This window comes from Streptomyces sp. NPDC052109 (assembly GCF_040680195.1).
In the GTDB taxonomy this organism is placed as follows: domain Bacteria; phylum Actinomycetota; class Actinomycetes; order Streptomycetales; family Streptomycetaceae; genus Streptomyces.
Window position 1 is genome coordinate 328,694 of the sequence record NZ_JBFAWF010000004.1, and the last position, 18,794, is coordinate 347,487.

Here is an 18,794-nt window from a genome sequence, read left to right on the forward strand (position 1 = left end):
GGGACCGGTTGGGGTCACCGTGAGCGGTCCGTCGGACGCCCGGTGCGTCAAATGAGCGTCACGTCCGCCGGGACCAGCGCCGAGCACCCCGCGGCGCCTCCCTCACGTAGCCACGGTCGATGCGGGTGGAGTCCAGCGCCGGGTGCGCGGCACGGTGCCGCTGACGCCGAAGTCCTTCTTCAGGTGCTCGGGGACGGCGTAGTGCATGACGCGTCCGCGGGTGAGGGAGGACAGCTCGAAGACGGTGGTGAGGTGGCCGAGGCGGTCCAGGGCCCAGGCGCCGAACGGGGAGCGGTCCTCGATGCTTTCCAGAACCCCGAGCAGGGCCGGGACGACCTTGGCGACGTTGTCCCAGGCGGTGCGGGGCACCTCGAGCCAGTCGGCGCAGGTGTCGCCGATCAGGTAGCGGATGAGGGCGGAGACGATGGGGTCGAAGAAGGTGCCGGGAACCACCTCTTCGTAGAGGTCGATCAGTTGCCTGGTCAGATGCGCGCCCTCGGGGCTCGGTCCCATGTGGCGGACCATGTACAGGTCGAGGAACTGCCGGGCCTCGTCCAGGTCGCGCGGTACGGCCTCCTGGTCGACGCCGAGCATCGCTCCCACCACGCGCCAGGCGTAGAAGTAGGCTTCGGCGCCCTCGGTGGACATGTGGATGTTCAGGCGGTGCAGGCTGTCCAGGACGAGCAGGGAGAAGAACATCTGACCGCCGATCATGTCCTCCTGGCAGATCGGCGTCCCGAGAGTCCCGGTGTCCCAGCGGTTCTCGCGCTGCAGGTGGTGGCGGATCGAGGCGTGCAGCAGGCGCACCTTCTGCGCGGCGGGGATGAAGCGGCTGCCGGCCTCGAAGGCGCCGGGCTGCATCAGGTAGACGGTGAACTGGCCGGTCTCCGCCATCCGCCTGGACGGGTAGTCCAGTCCGTGCGTCGCCGACAGGAGCTTCGCGACGTGCGGGACGACATAGCAGGCGGGCATGGAGGCGAAGGACAGGGCGGTGGAGATGTGGACGTTGTTGTCGATGAAGAACAGCCGCGCCTTTTCCATCTCGCCCCAGTCCACCCAGTCCGGTGGGAAGCCGGTGGCCCGGAGGTACTCGCGGGCGACGTCAGGCAGTCCCTCGGGCAGCGGCGAACCGGCCGTGGAGACGTGGCGCATCAGGGAGTTGAACTTGCCGACCTCCCCTCGTTCGAACAGGGTCGCCACCACAGCGTCGGCGAGTTCGTCACCGGACTGGCGCAGGGCGTTCATCGAGGCTTCTGTGCAGGTCATGTCACGGTCCTCTCGACGGCACCGCCCAGGACGACCTGGGTGGTGCCGTCGCGCAGTGGGGGTCAGTGGCGGCGGTCGGTGGCGGAGCGGGCGAGTTCGGTCAGGGCCCTGCGGGCCGGCGCGGGCATGCCGAGCCCGTCCAGGTGGCCGACGGCATCCGCCACCCGTGCGGCGATCAGGTCCTCGACCTGCTCCGGGGCCCTGAGCTCCAGCATCAGCTCGCGGACCTCGCGCAGGTCCTCCTCGCCGAGGTCACGGCGTCCCAGTACCTCGGCGAGCCGCCCACGCTCTGCAGGACCGGCGGCCTGCCAGGCTTTGGCGAGCAGGGTGGTGGGGCGGTGGCCGCGGATGTCGTCCAGGCCGGCTTTGCCCGTGCGGTGGGGCTCGCCGAACAGGCCCAGCAGGTCGTCACGCAGCTGGAACGCCTCCCCCAGTGGCAGCCCGTACGCGGAGAGGCCGGCGCGCAGCCGGGGGGCGGCGCCCGCGAGCAGACCGCCGATGAGCAGGGGCTGTTCGACGGTGTACTTGGCGGTCTTGTAACGGACGACCTTCAAGGACACGTCCGCATCCGGTGGGGTTCCGGTGCTGAGGATCTCCAGGCATTCGCCCGCGATGACTTCCCGAGCGAGTTCCGCCCAGATCGGCCGCGCCCTGGCCAGGTACGCGGCGGGCAGGCCACTGGCCGCGAACAGCCGGCCCGCCAGGGCGATGAGGTGATCCCCGACCAGCATGGCCAGGGAGCGGGCGGCCGCGTGCGGCCTCGGATGTCCGGTCACCGCGGAGCGCAGGGCGACGTGCGCGGCGGGCAGGTTGTGCCGCAGCGGGCTGTCGTCGATGAGGTCGTCATGGACGATCGCCGCCGCATGGACCAGTTCCATCGAGGCAGCCGCACGCATGAGGGCGTCGTTGTCGGGCTGCCCCGCCGCGCGCCATCCCCAGTAGCAGAATGCGGCGCGGATCCGCTTGCCGTGCCTGGCCGCCACCTGCAGTTGCTCGGCCATCGGCGTGAGAGCGGGATCGATGCCGACCAACTGCTCGGCTTCCTCGGCCAGGACGCCATGGAGGACCGTGTCCATGCGCTTCCTGAACGCGACGGCGTCCCAGCGCTCAGACATCGCCACCGGGCGCCGCCCGACTGGCGAGAGCGTGCCGGGCCAGCACCTCCAGGTGCGCGGCGGGGGCAGTGGCACAGCGGTCCAGTGCGATACGGCCGCGGGCCATCAGGTCGCGCTGCGCGTCCTTGGCGATGTCCGCGCCATCGGAACGGCGCAGCAGTTGCCGGGCCGCCCCGACTGCCGAGCCGACGGTGCTCACCGCCAGGTCCATCAGTCCTGCCACGAGCAGGACCGCCTGCTCCTCTGCACGTGCTCCGCTGTGCGGAGTGTCTGCCATGCTGATGCCTCTCGCCTCCTCGGTCACTCGCCGCGGGCGCCCGACTCCCGGCAACCGCCGGCACGAGCCTGACGCCTCGACCGCTCTGCGTCAGCCGCGATACCGGATCGAGCGATAAGCCTGATCAGATGTGCGACCGGCCGTCCCGCCCCTTCGCGGAAGCGGTCCCATGGCGGCCGACCGCTGTCCAGGGCTGGTGCGCTCCGCGCGTCGAGCGGCAGCGGGCCCGGTAATCCGGTGATCAGGAGCGTGCGGCACGTCGTCACGCGCCGGGCGTTCCCGTGTCGCCCGGCGCAGACTGACCGCACCACCCTGGAGGTGTCCCGCCGGCGGATCCCGCCCGGCTGTCGGTCCGCGCGTATCTCCCGGACGAGAGGTGCAGCGGGCGCGGAGACACTGGTCCCCTGGCCCTGATCCCTCACTGCGCCTGCTGGTCGCGGCCTGCGTCTCCGAGTTCCTTGAGCAGCAGAGTCAGGGTCTCGAGCCGTTCGGGCCCGAGCAGTTCTTCGATCCAACGGCTTGTCTCCCGCGCCTGCCGGCGCCCGCCGTGCGTGCGAGACGAACGATCTGGAGGTGCCCGCCTCCGCCGAGGTCGTCATCGAGGGGCACCTTTCCGCGATGCGCGACGCCGTGGAGGGCCCGTTCGCGGAGTTCCACGGCTGGGCCCTGCCCGAGACGTCCCCGCAGCCGCTGTTCAGCATCGAGGCGGTCACCTACCGGGACGACCCGATCTGGCCACTGGCCGCCGCCGGACGCCCCGTCGACGATTCACACGTCGCACCGGCTGCGGGCATCTCCGCAGAGGTCGTCGCGGTCCTGCGGGAGGCCGGGCTGCCCATCACGACGGCCTGGCTGCCGCTCGGCGCCGCCTGCTTCTGGACGGTGATCACGGTCCCGCAGAACTGGCGTGACCTGATGCCGGGGATGGACACCGCGCGCTTCGTGCACCGTATCGGCGAGGTCCTGAACGGCACGCGCGTCGGACGGCTCTCCCCGGTCGTCTACGTCCTGGACGACGACGTGGATCCGTCGAACGACTCGGACCTGCTGTGGGCACTGGCCACCCGCGTGCACCCGTCGCTCCGGCAGGAGCAGTGGCACGGGCCGATCATGCCCTGGTACCCGTGCTTCACCGAGGAGGAACTGCACAACGGCTGGGGAGCCGTCGTCGTCCACGACGCCCTGCTCCCGGCGGTGGGCAGCGGACGCGTTCCGCCCGCCACGTTCGACGGCGTCTTCCCCGAGGATGTGCGCGCCAAGGTCCTCGCCGCCGAAGCCGGGCCGGCGGACGGCACCGGCTCTGGCGCGTCGCGCTGACGCCTGCCGCCCGAGGACAGCCGGAGGCTGCCGACTGCCGTGACGGCATCCGCGAGCCGCTGGGCGAGTGACCCATGGGATTTGGCGGTCACATGGCGAGGTACCGATCAACGTGCGTGTCGGACTGTCGGCGGCACCGGTCCTCGGCCACAGGCGTCGAGACGCCACTCGTCCGGCATGAGCCCATGAGGCTGCCGACCCTGTGAGTCAGGAGAGGAACAGTCGTGACCCATCAGAGTGTGACGGTTGCCGTCACGGGAGCGGGCGGCACCGGCGTGGCCAAAGCCCTGCTTGCCGCACTTCAGCGAGATGACCGGGTAGGCCATGTCGACCTTCTGGTGTCGGCCAACGGGCGCAAACTCGTGGCCTTCGAATTCCAGACCGGCGAGGATCCGGAGTCGGTGGTCCGGGCCCTGGAGGCGACATCGCCGAAAGTGCGCTTCCTGGATCCGGACGATATGGCCGGACCAGTGACCAGCGGCAGTTATCCGAGCGACATGATGATCATCCTGCCGTGTGCGGCCGGTGTCCTCGGACGCATCGCTCACGGACAGTCGGAGAGCCTCGTCGAGCGAGCCGCCGACGTGATGCTGAAGCAACGGCGCAGACTCGTCCTCTGCCTCCGTGAAGCGCCCCTCAACCTCATCCACCTGCGCAACATGGTCGCCGTCACGGAGGCGGGAGCCACTGTGTACCCCATGATCCCCACGTACTACAACCTGCCCGAGACGCTCGCGCAACTGCGGGACGAGTTCGTGGAACGCGTCCTGCAGTTCCTGGGGCTGTCCAGCACAGATCGCTATCAGTGGGACGGCAGCGACACGGCGGCCCGACGCAAGCACAGCCGCGGGCGTTGACGGTCGTGTTCGGCCATACGAGGGCGCGGCACCTCTGCCAGGAGATCCCTACGCGTTCTCACGCGCCGGTGCCGGTGGCCCGGTGAGGGGTGCCGCGGCACGGCCGGTCCAGGGGATCCGGAACGCCGTCAGTGTGACGATCAGGGCCGAGACGGCGACCGTGCCCATGCCGAGGGTCAGACTCGTGGCGCCGGCGACGAACCCGATCAGGGCCGGACCGGCCAGCAGCCCGGTCGTGCCCATCGCGGCGACCAGGGCCAGGGCATCCGAGCCGTGACCGGCCGCCGCGACGTACACGCACGGGGTGACGGCGGCGGCGCCCAGACCGACGCAGGCGAAGCCGAGGAGGGTCGGCACCACCCCGCCGGTGAGCAGGGCGAGGGCCAGGCCGGCTGCGGCCACCGCGCTGCCCACCCGGACCACCGCGCCGTCGCCCCAGCGGGTGCGCCAGCGGTCCGCGCGCAGGCGGGCCAGCAGCATCATTCCGGAGACGACCGCGATGCCCAGGGGGGCCACCGCCGAGGAGGCCCCGACCGCGTCCTTCAGGTAGAGCGTCGACCAGTCGTTCATCGCGCCCTCGGTGATCGTGCCGAAGGCCATCGCGCAGCCCATCAGCAGGGTCGCCCACGAGGGAAGGGCCAGCGTGCGGTTCCGCTTCGGGCCGTCCGCCGTCTCCGGTTCCGGGTGCGTCAGCAGGCCGGAACGGGCGCCGGCCGGCAGGAGCAGCAACAGGGCGCCCGCCGCGGTGAAGTGGGCCGGCACCGAGGCGGTCAGGGTGGTCACGCCGGAGGTCAGCAGCGCTGCGGCGAGCAGGCCGGCGCTGAAGGTGGCGTGCAGCTGGGACATGGCGGTGCGGTCGTACGCCTTCTCCAGGGCGGCGCCCTGGGCGTTCATGGCGACGTTGAGGCAGCCGACCGCGACTCCGTCGGCGCAGACGGCGAGGAGTGCGAGCGGGTAGGTCGGTACGACGGCCAGGGCGGCCAGCACGGCGATCAGGCACAGCGCGGAGACGAGGGACAGCCGCCGGGAGCCGAGGCGGCGCATCAGGACGGCGACGAGCGGGAACGAGGCCGCCGCTCCGGCCCCGCAGGCCATCAGCAGCAGGCCCACCTCCCCGGCTCCCAGGTCCAGCCGGGTCTTGAGCGCGGGGAGGCGGGAGACCCAGGTGCCGTACTGGAAGCCGAGGAAGCAGAACAGCGCCGCGATCGACCACTTGGCGCGCCGGAAGGAGGGACTGGGCATCAGCTCGCCTCCCGCACCGCGGCCAGTCGCGCCGACATGTACACCGCGCCGCTGCCGTAACCGGCCGGCAACCGCGTCCCGTGGTGGGTGCGGTAGCCGTTGGCCCGCCAGAAGGACTCCTTGCCGGCGACGGCGACGAGCGACATGGTCGCGAAGCCGCGGGCGCGGGCCACGCCCGACACGTGGCGGGCCATCCGGGTGCCGAGCCCCCTGCGCCGCAGGGGCGCGGTGACGACGAGGTCGTGCAGGTGGAGGTTGGAGGAGCGGTGCGCGGTCTGCTCCGGCCGGGTCAGGTCGGGACAGCTGAACCTGGGGTAGGGCAGAGCCAGTGCGTAGCCCGCTATCCGGCCGTCGAGGTCCAGGACGAAGCAGGTGCCCGCCGCGGCCCGGGAGCGCAGCGCGGTCTCCCCCTCCGTCAGCGAGGTGTCCGCGTAGACCTCCGCTTCCAGGGCCACGACCTCGGGCCAGTCGGCCTCGGTGACGCCCCGTACGAGGTGGGTCATGTCAGTGGTGTCCTTCCTGCCCGCGGGTGCACACGCAGGGCAGCGGGCGGATGCCGTTGAACCCCTGGGTCATGTAGCTGGTGGCGTAGGCGCCGGCGGAGAGGATCCAGACCGGGTCGCCGGAGGCGAGGGACGCCGGTACGCGCACCGGGTGCCGGCCGTCGCCGTAGGCGTCGTCGCTGTCACAGGTGGGGCCGGCGACGATCGCGGAGACGTGTTCCTGGGCCCCTGAATGGCCCGGGAAGACCATCCGGTGCGTCAACTGGTCCATCTCGTAGAGGCCGTTGAACTTGCCGCAGCTCAGGTAGAGCCAGTGGGCGTCGGTGCCGTCCGGCTGCCGGCGGCGGGTCAGCCGGGAGACGTGGGCGCGGACGGCACCGTGGTCGGCGACCAGGTGGCGGCCGGGTTCCAGGACGAAGTCGAGGGGGGCGGGGCTGAGTCCGCGCAGGTGGTCCATGCCCTCGCGGAGCACGGTGAAGATCTTGTCCAGGGGCGGGTCGAGGGGGTTGCCGTGGCGGTCCTGGTAGCCGAGCGCGGGCAGGCCGCCGCCGAGGTTGACGTGGTCGGGTACGATCCCACGCCCCACCAGGGCCGTCAGGGTGCCGGCGAGGGTGTCGAGGGCCTGCTGCCAGGCCTCACCGGTCATCTGCTGGGAGCCGACGTGCACGGACAGGCCGGCCGGGGTGAGGCCGGCCGCGCGGGCCGTCGTCAGCACGCGGACGGCGTCGTCGGGGGCGCAGCCGAACTTGCGGTTCAGGCCCCACAGGGCGCCCTGCCCGCTGGTGGCGAGACGGCAGAACACCTGGGAGCCGGGGGCGTGTTCGGCGAGGGCGGTGACGTCCTCGACGCTGTCGGTGGCGAAGGTGCGGACACCCAGGCGGTGGGCCTCGGCGATGTCGTGGTCGGACTTGACGGTGTTGCCGTAGTGGATGCGGGCCGGCTGGGCGCCGGCGTGGAGGGCCTGGGTGATCTCGGCGGGGCCGGCGGCGTCGAATCCCGCACCGCGGGCGGCGAGGGCGTGCAGGACCTCGTCGACGGGGCAGGCCTTGAGGGCGAAGCGGACGTGCGTACCGGGGAGCTCGTTCAGCAGGGTGTCGTATTGGTGCTCTATGCCGGTGAGGTCGTAGATGATGCGGTCGGTTCGGGCCGCGGCGAGGTGTGGGGCGAGTGCGCCCGAAGGAGTGCCGCGACGTGCCGTCGGGCGGCCACCGGCTCGTCGTGGTTGATCGCGCGGTTCCTCGCGCCACTTCGGGGCGCTCATGCCTGGGCCGCCTCGACGAGCGCCGGCCAGGCCTCGACCAGGTACGCGTAGTCCTCGATGTCCGACTGAGCCTCGTCCAGTAACCGCTCCCGCTCCACGGCGAGTCGGTCGGCGAACTCCGCGTACCGGCCACCCAGTTTGCGGTACGCCGTGTCCACCCGGTCCAGTCGCCAGACGTTCTCGGTGCGGTCCACGCCGGTGCTCCCCCGCAGGAACTCCACGATCCGGTCGGCCCGTACCCGATGCCGCTCGTCCAGCAGTCCGGCGCCTTCGGCGGCCATGCGGTCATAGACGTGGTGGAAGTAGAGCATCGACAGCAGGAACTTCACGAACCGCCGCTGGTAGGCCGGGAAGCCGGTGTCGGTGCGGCGTTCGGGGGTGTGGAAGTTCTGGATATGCCGGTTGTGCAGGATGCCGGGCAGGCCGGCGTCGTGGACGAGGTGGAGGAGGAAGTAGTCGCTGCCGATCGTGTCCGTGGCGGGCGGCAGGGGGACGCGTTCGTACACCGCGCGGTCGAAGGCGATGTTGCACATGTCGACCCGCATCGGATCGACGACGGTGAGGGTCGACCGGTCACCGGTGAAGGGTGCCGTGCCGGCGCCGGTGAAGGACTCCTCGACCAGCTCCCGTCTGCGCTCCTCGGACCAGTCGCCGGGCGCCCAGAGGCCGACGACGTCGTGGTAGATCCCCTCGTCCAGGCGCCGTATCTCCCCGATGTCGACGGAGAGTTCGCCGATGAAGGAGGCCCCGGCCAGCGACACCGGGCGGCCGCGCAGTGCCGGGTCGAGGTCGGTGTGGAGCCCGCCTGCCCCGGCCTCGGCGGCGGGCCTGCCGAGGTACGGCAGCTCGTGGTGGACGGGGAACACCGGCTCGCCGGCGTGTACTTGGTAGGTGCTGTCGGAGTCCCGGCGGTGCACCGAGGCACAGCCGAGGGCGGCGGCCAGCAGGAAGGCGCGGTTGGTGCAGGCGCCGTAGGACACGGCCGGCGGGAGCATGAGGTGGAGCAGGCGGTCGGGCTCGGGCAGGCCGGCCCGCTCGGTGGTGCGGCGCAGGAAGGCGCGCTGGGCGGCCTCGTCGAGGTGGTGGACGGTGACGTTCCCGGCCGGGGGCAGGGCGGCGACGGTCCGGGCGTGCTCGGCACGGGTGTGGGCGTCGGAGGAGTCGAGGATGAGCAGGTTGACATCGGCGCCGTGGCGGCGGGCGGCGTAGGCGGCCTCGTCGTGGAGGGCGGCGATGGTGGCGGAGCAGGCCCGGTTGGTGGGCAGGCAGAGGCAGACGCGGTTCACTGTGCCTCTTCCGCGGTGGTGGTCCAGGGGTCCAGTCCGAGCAGCTTTCTGCCGAGCGGGGTGAGCGTGGCCGGTCCGTAGCGGTGCGCCTCCGGCTCGCGGGCGTCGCCGAGGAGGGTGGCGTTCCAGGTGGGAGTGGCGAGGGTGCGCCAGGAGTCGATCCGGGAGTCGCGCAGAGCCGTGTGCTCCTCCAGCGCGGGCATCATCGACAGGTACTGCACGGCTCGGACAGCGTTGTCAGAGAGGTTCGGTGCCACGCCGTGCGCCAGCAGCCCGTTGAAGATGAGCAGGTCGCCGGCCTGGAGGTCGGGTCGGGTCACCGGGAACTCGGCGCGGTCGGTGCCGGGCCGGACCGGGTCGCGGCCCGCCGGCCGGCCCACGCGCCACTCCTCGAACCGGCGGAAGAGTTCCGGGGCGCACTGGAAGCCGCCGAGCTCGGGCCGGGTGTCGTTGAGGGCGATGATGCCCTGGACGCGCTGCGGCAGGACGGCGAGAGTGGTGTCGACGTCCCAGTGCAGTTCGATGTCGAAGCCCTCGTCGGTGGGCTCGATCTGGGCACGGGAACGGGTGTGCCGGTTGGGCGGGTTGAGGTTGAGCCGGTCCAGTGTGACCCACAGCTCCTCGCAGTCCCACACGTCCACGAAGGCGTCGTAGACCCGCTGGGTCTGGCGGCTGTCCCAGAGGAGCTGGTGGTGGTAGGCCTCGACGAAGCCGTAGATGAACAGGTGCTGGTCGAGTTCGGAACGGAACTCCGGCTCGTCGTACCAGGTCTCGGGGCGGTCGGGGTCGAGCCCTTGGAACTGCCAGGCGAAGTCCAGGAGTTGTTTGGCCTCCCCCGGGGTGATGGCCTCGCGCACGACGACGTAGCCGTATGTCTGCCAGAAGGCGAAGTCCTCTTCGGAGAGCACCCTGAGGGGCTCTGACTTCTCGATGTGGCGCAGCGGGGTGGGGGTGAGGTAGGTCTCGCCGTCGGCGCTGAAGTAGGGGCGCGCGGAGGCGGCCCGGTGGAGGTAGGGGGCGGACGTCTGCATGTGTTCGCTCCGGGATGATCGGGTCGGAATACACCTGCGGTTTGGACGTGCGACATGTGCCGGTGGCATACCCGAGGGCGCGTGGGGCCACCGATTTCCCTGCGCATGCTCGGGGTCGGGGCCGCCCGCCGACTCGGCGGGCGGCCGTTGCGGATCGGGCGTCAGCCGGCGACGACGGCCTCGGCGGCCGCCACGCCGCACACCCGGGCGGCGCCGTAGGTGACGATGTGCAGGGCGCCGCGCGGGGCGGCCTGCGGCAGGCCCATCTCCACGACGACGGTCTCGGGGCGGGCGGCGAGCAGGGTGTCGAGGGCGGAGCGCATCCAGTCGTGCCGGTGTTCGTCGCGGACCACGGCGACGATCCGCCGGCCGCCGGCCGCGGCGAGGGCGGCCTCACCGGCACCGTCGCCGGAGAAGGAGGCGGAGCCGGTGCCGGGCAGCAGCCGCTGCAGCTCGGCGGCGACGCCCCACGGGGTCTGGTCGCCGACGGCGATGTTGCGGGCCGGCTCGAACTGGGCGACGTACACCGGTGCGGCGACCGGTGCGGCGGCGCCGGAGCGGGTCACGGTGAGCGCGCGCCGGGCCGCTGCCAGACCGACCCCCGGGTCGGGCGTGGTCGCGGCCCCCGCCCCGCGGGCCCCGGCGGTCCATGCGGCCAGGCCCCGCACCCGGGCGGCCGCGTCCGCGAGCCGTTCCTCGGGCAGTTCACCGGAGCGTACGGCGGCCACGAGCGCGTCCCTGAGCCTCAGCACGGTGCCCTCGTCGCACAGCCCGCCGCCGACGCAGATGGCGTCGGCGCCGGCCGCGATCGCGAGGACCACGCCGTGCTCCAGCCCGTAGGTACCGGAGATCGCGCGCATCTCCATGCCGTCGGTGACGATCAGGCCCTGGTAGCCGAGTTCCTCGCGGAGCAGCTCGGTGAGGATGCGGCGGGAGAGGGTGCCGGGGCGGTCCGGGTCGAGGGCGGGCACGAGGATGTGCGCGCTCATGACGGCCCTGGTGCCGGCGGCGATGGCCGCGCGGAACGGGGGCAGTTCACGCTCGTACAGCGTGTCGGCGTCGACGTCGATGCGGGGTACCGCGTGATGGGAGTCGACGTTGGTGTCGCCGTGGCCCGGAAAGTGCTTGGTGCAGGCGGCGACGCCGGTGGACTGCAGGCCCTCGACCCAGGCGGCGGTGTGCCGGGCGACCAGGTCGGTGCTCGCGCCGAAGGAGCGGACGCCGATGACGGGGTTGTCGGGGTTGGCGTTGACATCGGCGGACGGCGCCCAGTCGAAGTTGACTCCGCAGGCGGCCAGGCGCCGGCCCAGCTCGCGGGAGACGGCCCGGGTGAGGTCCGGGTCGTCGACGGCGCCGAGCGCGTGGTTGCCGGGGAAGGAGGAGCCGGTGCGTACGTCGAGGCGGGTGACGTCGCCGCTCTCCTCGTCGATGGCGACCAGCAGATCGTCCCGCTCGGCCCGCAACTGCGCGGTGAGCTCGGTGACTTGGTCCTCGCTGACGACGTTGCGGCCGAACAGGGCGACGGAGGCGAGGCCCTCACCGAGGCGGCGGCGCACCCAGTCCGGCGCGGTCGTGCCGTCGAACCCCGGCTGCAGTACCGCGAGGGCGTCACGGATGAGGGTGTGGGTGCCGGTGGCGAGTGTGGTCATCGGCCGGGTCATCCCTTCACGGCGCCGTCGGTCAGACCGCTGACAGCCTTGCGTTGCAGGAAGATGAAGAGGATCAGGATGGGCAGCGCGAACAGGGACGAGGCGGCCATGGTGGCGCCCCAGTCGTCGCCGAAGGCGGTCTGGAACTGCGACAGCCACAACGGCAGCGTCTGCTTCTCGATGTCCTTGTTGAGGATCAGGACGAGCGGGAACTCGTTCCAGGCGGTGATGAACCCGAACAGCGAGGTCGCCATCAGACCGGGGGCCAGCAGCGGGAAGATGACCCGGACGAACGCCTGGGTGCGGGTGCAGCCGTCGACCATGGCCGCCTCCTCCAGGTCCTTCGGCACGGCTGCCACATAGCCGCGCAGCGTCAGGACGGTCAGCGGGAGCACCATCATCGTGTAGAAGACGGTGAGCGGGACCAGGCTGTCCAGCATGTCGTTGTCGCGGACGATCATGTAGATGGCGATGATCATGACCTCCCAGGGGGCCATCTGCGCCAGCATGAACGTCACGATGAGCCCGCGCCGGCCCTTGAACCGCATCCGGGCGAGCGCGAAGGCCGCGACCAGGGCGATGACGAGCGCGAAGACGACCGACAGGACCGTGACGGTGACGGAGTTGACGACCAGCGTCCAGAAGTGGTCGGCGTCGATCGCCTTCTTGAAGTGGCCGAGGGTGATGTTCGTCGGGAACCACACCGGGTTCTCGGAGATGATGTCGCCGGTCGGCTTGAAGGCCGTCGCGAACATCCAGTACACGGGGAACACGAAGCCGACGAAGAGGACGACGGCGGTCGCGTTGGGCCAGATACGGCCGAAGAGCGAGCGGTTCACAGCTCGTCCTCCTCTTGCTTGAGGACCATGCGCAGGTAGTACGAGGTGATGACGAGCAGCACCAGGATGGTCAGGAAGGAGATCGCCGCGCCGACCCCGAAGTGCTGGTTGCCGACGCCCTCGACGAAGGCGTAGATCGGCAGGGTCTCGGTGAGGCGGTCGGGACCGCCCTGGTTGATCGCGAAGAGCTGCGTGAACGACTTGAAGACCCAGATGACCTCGAGGAAGGTCGTGGCGTAGAGGAACGGCCGCAGGAAGGGCAGGGTCACCGAGGTGAAGCTCTGCCAGGCGCCGGCGCCGTCCAGGGACGCGGCCTCGTACAGCTCCTTGGGGATGGTGGTGGTGGCGGCGTAGAGGTTGATCGCCACGAACGGGATCGACTGCCACACGATCAGCAGGATCACCACGGCGAACGTGGAGAACTGGCTGGCCAGCCAGTTGTGGTCGGCCATGGTGTGCCAGCCGAGCTTGTCCAGGACCCAGTTGACGACGCCGAAACGCTGGGCGAACAGCCACTGGTAGACGGTCGTGGCGGCGATGGGAGGCATCGCCCAGGCCAGGACGAGGCCCGCCATGAGCACCAGCCGCATCCTCTTGCCCAGCCGGACCAGCAGCAGGCCGATCAGGGTGCCGAGCACCATGACGAGGACGACGTTGGCGGCGGTGAAGAAGACGGAGCGCTCGACGACGTGCCAGAACTCCGACTCGGACAGCACCTGCCGGTAGTTCTCGACGCCGTTCCACTCGGTGAGGTGCTGGATGAGCTGCCGCGGGTTGAGGTTCTGGAACGACAGCATGCCGTTCTTGACCAGGGGCCAGCCGAGCAGGACCACGGTGGCCAGCAGCGCGGGCAGCAGGAGCAGGTAGGGGGCGGCGGCACCGCGGCGGGACGGGGATCCGGGGTCACGGTCCGCACCCCGCGGCGGCCCCGGTATCCGGGCCTTGCGGACAGCGGGCTCCCCGGCCGTGTCCGTGCCTTGGGTCTGCACTGACATGAGTTGCCATCTCTTCCATGGCCGAACCGGCCGTACGGACGACTGAGCCGGGGGCACCCTCGGGCGCCCCCGGCGGGGTCATCAGTTCTGCTGGGCCAGGCGCTTGTCGATCTCGCTCTCGACCTGCTTCGCGGCGTCCGCCGGGGACTTACCGTTCAGCACGGAGGTCATGTAGGACTTGATCGGGTTCGGGGTGTTCTCCACCGCGGCCCACTCCGGGATCAGCGGGGTGGTGCCGCCGACCGCGGCGCCGGGCGCGGCGGCCTCGGCGGCGGCGTTGCCCTTGAGGTTGCTCTCCAGGGAGGTCTTGTTCGGGACGATGCCGTTGAGCTTGGCCAGTTCGCCCTCGTACTGGTCGGACAGGGCGATCTTCAGGAACTCCTTGGCCAGGGACTGCTTCTTGCTGCCCTGGGCGACGGCGAGGTTGGAGCCGCCGAGGAAGACGCCCTCGGGCTTGTCGGCCGTGCTGCCGGGGATGGTGAAGTAGCCCAGGTCCTTCTCGATGGCCTTGTTGGCCTGGATCGCGGTGCCGGCCTCCCAGCCCATGCCGATGAACGCGCCGGTCTTGCCCTTGGCGAAGATGGTCGCCTGCTGCGGGGTGGCCTCGTCCTTGTCCTTGGGGGCCTTGGAGTAGGAGGCGTACTTCTTGTAGATCTCCATGGCCGCGGCGACCTTCGGGTCGGCGAGGTTGGAGACGTACTTGTCGCCCTGCTTCTTCACCAGCTCGCCGCCCTGACCGATGATCAGGCCGTCGAGGAAGTACCAGTTCTGGCCCGGCAGGTAGATCGGCTCGGCGTCGGTCTTCTTGCCGATGGTGTCCAGGTCCTTGAAGAACTCGTCGCGGGTCTTCGGGGTGGTCTTGATGCCGGCCTTCGCCCAGATCGCCTTGTTGTAGATGACGACGCGGTTGGCGAAGTACCAGGGGGCGGCGTACTGCTTGCCGTCGTACACGGAGGACTGGGAGACCGACGGCGTCCAGTCGGCGCCGATCTCCTTCTTCAGGTCGGCGAGGTCGGCGAGGCCACCGGTGGCCGCGTAGGCGGGGGTCTGGGTGTTGCCGACCTCCAGGACGTCCGGCGGGTTGTCCTCGGAGAGGGCGGTGGTGATCTTCTGCTGGATCCCGTCCCACTTCTGGATCTCGAACTTCAGCTTCGCGCCGGTCTTCTTCTCGAACGCGGCCTGGACGTCCTTGGTCCACTGCGGCGGCGCGGAGCCGTCCATGGTCCAGACGGTCAGCGTCTGGCCCTTCCAGCTCGACGGTCCCGCGTCCTTGCCGCTGTCCTTGCCGTCGTTTCCGCCACACGCCGCAACGGAGACCATCATGCCCGCGATCACGATCGCGGCAGCGAGCTTGCGCTTCACGCCACCCTCCTCAGGGATGCCTCTAACCCCCCACGCCCTCGGCGGTGACCTGCGTACGACGCTGTTGCACGTAGGGCTCGGGACCTGGCCACTAATGGTGTAGACCAGTACCGTGGAGCTTGGCCTAGACCTTTCGGGGTGTCAAGGGTGGTCCGCGAAGCCGATTCCGGCCGTTACGAGAACGTCACCGGAGCGCCTGCGTCCGCATCCGCCCCCTTTCGCCCGGCGTCCGGCTGGACCGGACCCTGACGAGCGAGTTGGACTAGACCATAGGGCAGTTGGTCGCTATAACGGGAGACCGTCGACACAGCCGGGAAGGCAGGCATGACCACCGACGTCAGCAGCGCCCAGCCGCACAGGGGGGCGTCCGGCCGCACCGCGCGCGTGCCGAAGTACTACCGGATCAAACAGCAACTGCTCGCCATGGCCGAGGAGTTGCAGCCCGGCTGCGCCATGCCGGCCGAGCGGCTGCTCGCCGTCCGGTTCGACACCTCGCGGACCACCATCCGGCAGGCTCTTCAGGAACTGGTCGGCGAGGGCCGCCTGGACCGCATCCAGGGCAAGGGCACCTTCGTGGCCCAGCCCAAGCTGTACCGCACGCTCCAACTCACCTCGCACACCGAGGACATGCAGGCACAGGGCCTCACCCCCGCCTCGCAGGTGCTGGACATCGGGGAGGTGCCGGCGGACGAGCGGCTCTCGGGCCTGCTCGGCATCGGGATCGGCGAGCGGGTGCTGCGCATCGAACGGCTGCGGCTGGCCAGCGGCGACCCCATGGCGATCGAGACGACGCATCTGTCCGCCCGCCGCTTCCCCGGACTGCGCGCCTCCCTGGCCACGTATCCGTCGCTGTACACGGCGCTCGCCGAGGTGTACGGCGTCCATCTCGCCGAGGCCGACGAGACCATCGAGACGTCGCTGTCGACCCCGCGCGAGGCGCAGTTGCTCGCCACCGACGTGGGGCTGCCGATGCTGCTGCTGTCCCGGCACTCGCGGGACGCGGAGGGCACCCCGGTGGAGTGGGTGCGCTCGGTGTACCGGGGGTCGCGCTACAAGTTCGTGGCCGCGCTGCGCCGGCCGGGCACCACGGTGGTGCGGCGGAGACGGACCCCGTCGGACGAGGACGGGCTCAACACCGCCTGAGACGACAGGCGTTCGGCTGCACGCCGCGGACCGGGCCGCCCTGTTGGCGCAACCGCCGACGACGGACATCGTGCGGTAAGCCCACCCGGTGCGGCCGACCCCCCTCACCATGGCTTCCGCCCCCTCGACGCGTCCCGCAGCCGGCGCTCACGACCGGCGTCCCGCCGCGGCGCGGAGCGGCCCGGTGCGTCCTTTCTCCGGGCCGCTCGGCATGGGCCCGCTGCTCACCCCTTGGCGAGGGTGACGTCCTGGTCCGTGGCCGCGTGGAAGGTGGGCAGCGGGACGAGGCCCGACGGGCGCAGCTCCATGAGGGTGGCCTGGACGTGGACCTTCCCGGCCTTGTACTCCTTGGTGTCGACCTGGCCGGAGTTCTCCCAGCGGTGCTCGGCGCCGTCGCACTGGGCGACGCTGCCGCCGACGCCGTGCTTGGCCTGCGGATCGCTCTGGCTGATCGAGGAGCTGACGAACACCGGACCGGTACCGGCGGTGCAGCGGTAGCTGCCGGAGAGCGTGACGGTGCCGTCGGCCGTGATGCGGCCGGTGGTGTCGACCTTGACGGTCTCGGCAGGGTCGGCGGAGTCGGCGCCGGCCGGTCCTGCGGCGGCCGGACCGGCGGTGGCACACAGCAGGGCGGCGGCGCCGAGGGCCGCGGCGAGGGCGGGGCGTACGGGCATGGGATACCTCCCGGTTCCATGGGATGGGGGGTTCCACTGGTACCGGGCTGCCGGGCCGCCGGGTGTGATCGTCACTCCAACGGTGGCGCGTCTTGGAACCGTCCGGGAGTTGTCCGGGTGTTGTCACGCTTCACGACACGCGGTTCCGGGGCGTTCACAAGGAGAGCATGGTCTATGCATGACGGGGGCGGCCACATCCGCCGGCCCCTCACATCCCGATGTGGAGGTGCGCCATGTGCTCCAACCAGTCCTCGTACCCCGCGTCCGGCCCGGCCCCGCGGCACCCCGTGGCCGCCCACCCCGAGCAGGGCTGGACCTTGCTGTGCGACGGTTCGATCGTCTTCGACGACAGCGGCGAGCTGCACCCGGACGGCAGCGTGGTCCCGCCGTGCCGCCTCCCGGCGGAGCGGCTCGCGGTGGCGGCCTGACCGGTCCGGCTGCCGGTCAGGGCAGTACCGCGAACCCGTCCAGCTCCACCATCGCCTGCTCGTCCCACAGCCGTACGACCTGCACGACGGCCATCGCCGGATAGTCACGGCCCGCCAACTCCCGCCAGACTTGTCCGAGTCGGCCTGCGTGGGCGCGATAGGCGGCGACGTCCGTGGTGTAGACGGTGACGCGGGCGAGGTCGGCCGGGGTGCCGCCGGCCGCGCGCAGGGCCGCGAGGAGGTTGCCGAGGGCCCGCTCGAACTGCTCGGGGAGCGTGTCGCCGGTGACCTTGCCATCGGCGTCGAGGGCGGTCTGGCCGGCGAGGAAGACCACGCGGGAGCCGGACGCGACGACCGCGTGGGAGAAGCCGGTCGGCGGGGACAGCTCGGGCGGGTTGACGCGCTCGGTCGTCACCGGGACTCCTCCTTCGTCCTCGCGTACAGCTCCTTGGCGATGATGCCCCGTTGGACCTCGCTCGCGCCCTCGTAGATGCGCGGGGCGCGCACCTCGCGGTACAGGTGCTCCAGGAGGTGGCCACGGCGCAGGGCCCGGGCGCCGTGCAGCTGGACGGCGGTGTCGACGACGTACTGCGCGGTCTCGGTGGCGAGCAGCTTGGCCATCGCGGCGCGCCCCGGCACGTCGGCGGCGCCCCGGTCGTACGCCGTGGCCGCCGCGTACACCACCAGCCGGGCGGCCTCCGTGCGCAGGGCCATCTCGGCGACCTGGTGGGAGACGGCCTGGAGGTCCATCAACGTGCCCCGGAACGCCTCCCGCCGGCGGGTGTGCCGGACCGTCGCGTCGAGCGCGGCCTGGGCCATGCCGACCGCGAAGGCGCCGACGCTGGGCCGGAAGAGGTTGAGGGTGCCCATGGCGACGGCGAATCCCCGGTCCACCTCGCCGAGCACGTCGGCGGCGGTGACCGGCACGGCGTCGAAGTCCAGGGCGCCGATGGGGTGCGGTGAGAGCATCTCCAGGGCGCTTCCGGTGAGGCCGGCCCGGTCGGCCGGGACGAGGAAGGCGGTCACGCCCCGGGCTCCGGCGCCGGGGGTGGTGCGGGCGAAGACGGTGTAGAAGTCGGCCTCGGGGGCGTTGGAGATCCAGCACTTGGCGCCGGTCAGCCGCCAGCCGTCGCCGCCGTCGGGTTCGGCCGCGAGGGACAGCGCGGCCGCGTCCGAACCGGCCCCGGGCTCGCTCAGCGCGAAAGCGGCGACCGCGCTGCCGTCGGCGACCCGGGGCAGCCAGCGCTCGCGCTGGGCGGCGCTGCCGTGGGCGTGCACCGGGTGGGCGCCCAGGCCCTGCAGGGCGAGGGCGGTCTCGGCCTCGGTGCAGGCCTGGGCGAGGGACTCCCGCATCAGGCACAGGTCCAGCGCGCCCGAGGTGAACAGCCGTGACAGCAGGCCGAGTTCGCCGAGTCCGGCGAGGAGCGGCCGGTTGACGTGCCCCGGCTCGCCCTTGTCGGCGAGCGGGCGCAGCCGTTCGGCGGCCAGCGCGCGCAGTTCGGCACACCAGGCGGTCTGCTCCGGTTCGAGCGAGAATGCGGACACTGCC

At 71.3% G+C, this 18,794-nt stretch carries 19 protein-coding genes; 4 read left to right on the forward strand and 15 right to left on the reverse strand.

The annotated features are described in order from the left end of the window. Window positions 1-102: 102 nt before the first annotated feature. The 3 genes from AB0L59_RS12425 to AB0L59_RS12435 form a co-directional block, all read right to left on the reverse strand. Window positions 103-1,266 (reverse strand): oxygenase MpaB family protein, encoded by a 1,164-nt coding sequence (locus AB0L59_RS12425; protein ID WP_365582036.1) that lies wholly within the window; start codon window positions 1,264-1,266, stop codon window positions 103-105. Window positions 1,267-1,328: 62 nt separating this feature from the next. Next, window positions 1,329-2,381, reverse strand: a complete 1,053-nt coding sequence (locus AB0L59_RS12430; RefSeq protein ID WP_365582037.1) for a polyprenyl synthetase family protein — start codon at window positions 2,379-2,381, stop codon at window positions 1,329-1,331. Next, window positions 2,374-2,658: a polyprenyl synthetase gene (locus AB0L59_RS12435; RefSeq protein WP_365582039.1), complete on the reverse strand. Its 285-nt coding sequence runs from the start codon at window positions 2,656-2,658 to the stop codon at window positions 2,374-2,376. Before AB0L59_RS12435 ends, AB0L59_RS12430 begins: the two co-directional genes overlap by 8 nt. A gap of 519 nt (window positions 2,659-3,177) precedes the next feature. On the opposite strand from AB0L59_RS12435, the gene AB0L59_RS12440 reads away from it, so the two are divergent. Both AB0L59_RS12440 and AB0L59_RS12445 read left to right on the forward strand, forming a co-directional pair. Beyond that, window positions 3,178-3,975, forward strand: coding sequence for a UbiD family decarboxylase domain-containing protein (locus tag AB0L59_RS12440; protein WP_365582041.1), 798 nt, complete (start codon window positions 3,178-3,180; stop codon window positions 3,973-3,975). Window positions 3,976-4,199: 224 nt separating this feature from the next. Then, window positions 4,200-4,832, forward strand: a complete 633-nt coding sequence (locus AB0L59_RS12445) for a UbiX family flavin prenyltransferase (RefSeq protein ID WP_365582043.1) — start codon at window positions 4,200-4,202, stop codon at window positions 4,830-4,832. Window positions 4,833-4,880: 48 nt separating this feature from the next. Here AB0L59_RS12445 and AB0L59_RS12450 read toward each other — a convergent pair whose 3' ends face one another. From AB0L59_RS12450 to AB0L59_RS12490, 9 genes are all read right to left on the reverse strand, one after another. After that, a complete protein-coding gene (locus AB0L59_RS12450) occupies window positions 4,881-6,074 on the reverse strand; it encodes an MFS transporter (RefSeq protein WP_365582045.1) in 1,194 nt (397 codons plus the stop codon). Then, window positions 6,074-6,577, reverse strand: a complete 504-nt coding sequence (locus AB0L59_RS12455) for a GNAT family N-acetyltransferase (protein ID WP_365582046.1) — start codon at window positions 6,575-6,577, stop codon at window positions 6,074-6,076. The genes AB0L59_RS12450 and AB0L59_RS12455 overlap by 1 nt, the downstream gene beginning before the upstream one ends. A gap of 1 nt (window position 6,578) precedes the next feature. Then, a complete protein-coding gene (locus tag AB0L59_RS12460; RefSeq protein WP_365582048.1) occupies window positions 6,579-7,838 on the reverse strand; it encodes a type III PLP-dependent enzyme in 1,260 nt (419 codons plus the stop codon). Continuing rightward, the gene (locus AB0L59_RS12465) at window positions 7,835-9,124 is read right to left on the reverse strand and encodes a DUF6271 family protein (RefSeq protein ID WP_365582050.1); all 1,290 of its coding nucleotides are present in this window, start codon (window positions 9,122-9,124) and stop codon (window positions 7,835-7,837) included. The genes AB0L59_RS12460 and AB0L59_RS12465 overlap by 4 nt, the downstream gene beginning before the upstream one ends. Beyond that, entirely contained in the window at window positions 9,121-10,155 is a 1,035-nt protein-coding gene (locus AB0L59_RS12470; protein WP_365582051.1) for a phytanoyl-CoA dioxygenase family protein, read from the reverse strand. Before AB0L59_RS12470 ends, AB0L59_RS12465 begins: the two co-directional genes overlap by 4 nt. 161 nt (window positions 10,156-10,316) lie before the next feature. Next, on the reverse strand, window positions 10,317-11,804 hold the full coding sequence (locus AB0L59_RS12475) for a glycoside hydrolase family 3 protein (protein ID WP_365582053.1): 1,488 nt from the start codon (window positions 11,802-11,804) through the stop codon (window positions 10,317-10,319). An 8-nt stretch (window positions 11,805-11,812) separates the two neighbouring features. Then, window positions 11,813-12,643 (reverse strand): carbohydrate ABC transporter permease, encoded by an 831-nt coding sequence (locus AB0L59_RS12480; protein ID WP_365582055.1) that lies wholly within the window; start codon window positions 12,641-12,643, stop codon window positions 11,813-11,815. Continuing rightward, window positions 12,640-13,638: a sugar ABC transporter permease gene (locus AB0L59_RS12485; protein ID WP_365582057.1), complete on the reverse strand. Its 999-nt coding sequence runs from the start codon at window positions 13,636-13,638 to the stop codon at window positions 12,640-12,642. The genes AB0L59_RS12480 and AB0L59_RS12485 overlap by 4 nt, the downstream gene beginning before the upstream one ends. 81 nt (window positions 13,639-13,719) lie before the next feature. After that, on the reverse strand, window positions 13,720-15,000 hold the full coding sequence (locus tag AB0L59_RS12490; RefSeq protein ID WP_365582059.1) for an extracellular solute-binding protein: 1,281 nt from the start codon (window positions 14,998-15,000) through the stop codon (window positions 13,720-13,722). A 324-nt stretch (window positions 15,001-15,324) separates the two neighbouring features. On the opposite strand from AB0L59_RS12490, the gene AB0L59_RS12495 reads away from it, so the two are divergent. Then, window positions 15,325-16,143 carry a GntR family transcriptional regulator gene (locus AB0L59_RS12495; protein ID WP_365582061.1) on the forward strand — a complete coding sequence of 273 codons (819 nt, stop codon included), beginning with the start codon at window positions 15,325-15,327 and terminating at the stop codon, window positions 16,141-16,143. 224 nt (window positions 16,144-16,367) lie between these two features. On the opposite strand, the gene AB0L59_RS12500 is transcribed toward AB0L59_RS12495, so the two are convergent. Beyond that, entirely contained in the window at window positions 16,368-16,817 is a 450-nt protein-coding gene (locus tag AB0L59_RS12500; RefSeq protein ID WP_365582063.1) for a DUF6299 family protein, read from the reverse strand. 233 nt (window positions 16,818-17,050) lie between these two features. Here AB0L59_RS12500 and AB0L59_RS12505 point away from each other — a divergent pair, with 233 nt between their 5' ends. Then, window positions 17,051-17,245, forward strand: coding sequence for a DUF5999 family protein (locus AB0L59_RS12505; RefSeq protein ID WP_365582065.1), 195 nt, complete (start codon window positions 17,051-17,053; stop codon window positions 17,243-17,245). A gap of 16 nt (window positions 17,246-17,261) precedes the next feature. On the opposite strand, the gene AB0L59_RS12510 is transcribed toward AB0L59_RS12505, so the two are convergent. Together AB0L59_RS12510 and AB0L59_RS12515 are read right to left on the reverse strand one after the other, a co-directional pair. Beyond that, window positions 17,262-17,660: a RidA family protein gene (locus AB0L59_RS12510; protein WP_365582067.1), complete on the reverse strand. Its 399-nt coding sequence runs from the start codon at window positions 17,658-17,660 to the stop codon at window positions 17,262-17,264. Continuing rightward, entirely contained in the window at window positions 17,657-18,790 is a 1,134-nt protein-coding gene (locus tag AB0L59_RS12515) for an acyl-CoA dehydrogenase (protein ID WP_365582068.1), read from the reverse strand. Before AB0L59_RS12515 ends, AB0L59_RS12510 begins: the two co-directional genes overlap by 4 nt. Window positions 18,791-18,794: the final 4 nt, after the last annotated feature.

Excerpts from the sequence above, each read along its gene's own strand:
- AB0L59_RS12425 (WP_365582036.1), bottom strand. The coding sequence starts at position 1,266 with ATGACCTGCACAGAAGCCTCGATGAACGCCCTGCGCCAGTCCGGTGAC.
- AB0L59_RS12430 (WP_365582037.1), bottom strand. The coding sequence starts at position 2,381 with ATGTCTGAGCGCTGGGACGCCGTCGCGTTCAGGAAGCGCATGGACACG.
- AB0L59_RS12435 (WP_365582039.1), bottom strand. The coding sequence starts at position 2,658 with ATGGCAGACACTCCGCACAGCGGAGCACGTGCAGAGGAGCAGGCGGTC.
- AB0L59_RS12450 (WP_365582045.1), bottom strand. The coding sequence starts at position 6,074 with ATGCCCAGTCCCTCCTTCCGGCGCGCCAAGTGGTCGATCGCGGCGCTG.
- AB0L59_RS12455 (WP_365582046.1), bottom strand. The coding sequence starts at position 6,577 with ATGACCCACCTCGTACGGGGCGTCACCGAGGCCGACTGGCCCGAGGTC.
- AB0L59_RS12460 (WP_365582048.1), bottom strand. The coding sequence starts at position 7,838 with ATGAGCGCCCCGAAGTGGCGCGAGGAACCGCGCGATCAACCACGACGA.
- AB0L59_RS12470 (WP_365582051.1), bottom strand. The coding sequence starts at position 10,155 with ATGCAGACGTCCGCCCCCTACCTCCACCGGGCCGCCTCCGCGCGCCCC.
- AB0L59_RS12475 (WP_365582053.1), bottom strand. The coding sequence starts at position 11,804 with ATGACCACACTCGCCACCGGCACCCACACCCTCATCCGTGACGCCCTC.
- AB0L59_RS12485 (WP_365582057.1), bottom strand. The coding sequence starts at position 13,638 with ATGTCAGTGCAGACCCAAGGCACGGACACGGCCGGGGAGCCCGCTGTC.
- AB0L59_RS12495 (WP_365582061.1), top strand. The coding sequence starts at position 15,325 with ATGACCACCGACGTCAGCAGCGCCCAGCCGCACAGGGGGGCGTCCGGC.
- AB0L59_RS12500 (WP_365582063.1), bottom strand. The coding sequence starts at position 16,817 with ATGCCCGTACGCCCCGCCCTCGCCGCGGCCCTCGGCGCCGCCGCCCTG.
- AB0L59_RS12505 (WP_365582065.1), top strand. The coding sequence starts at position 17,051 with ATGTGCTCCAACCAGTCCTCGTACCCCGCGTCCGGCCCGGCCCCGCGG.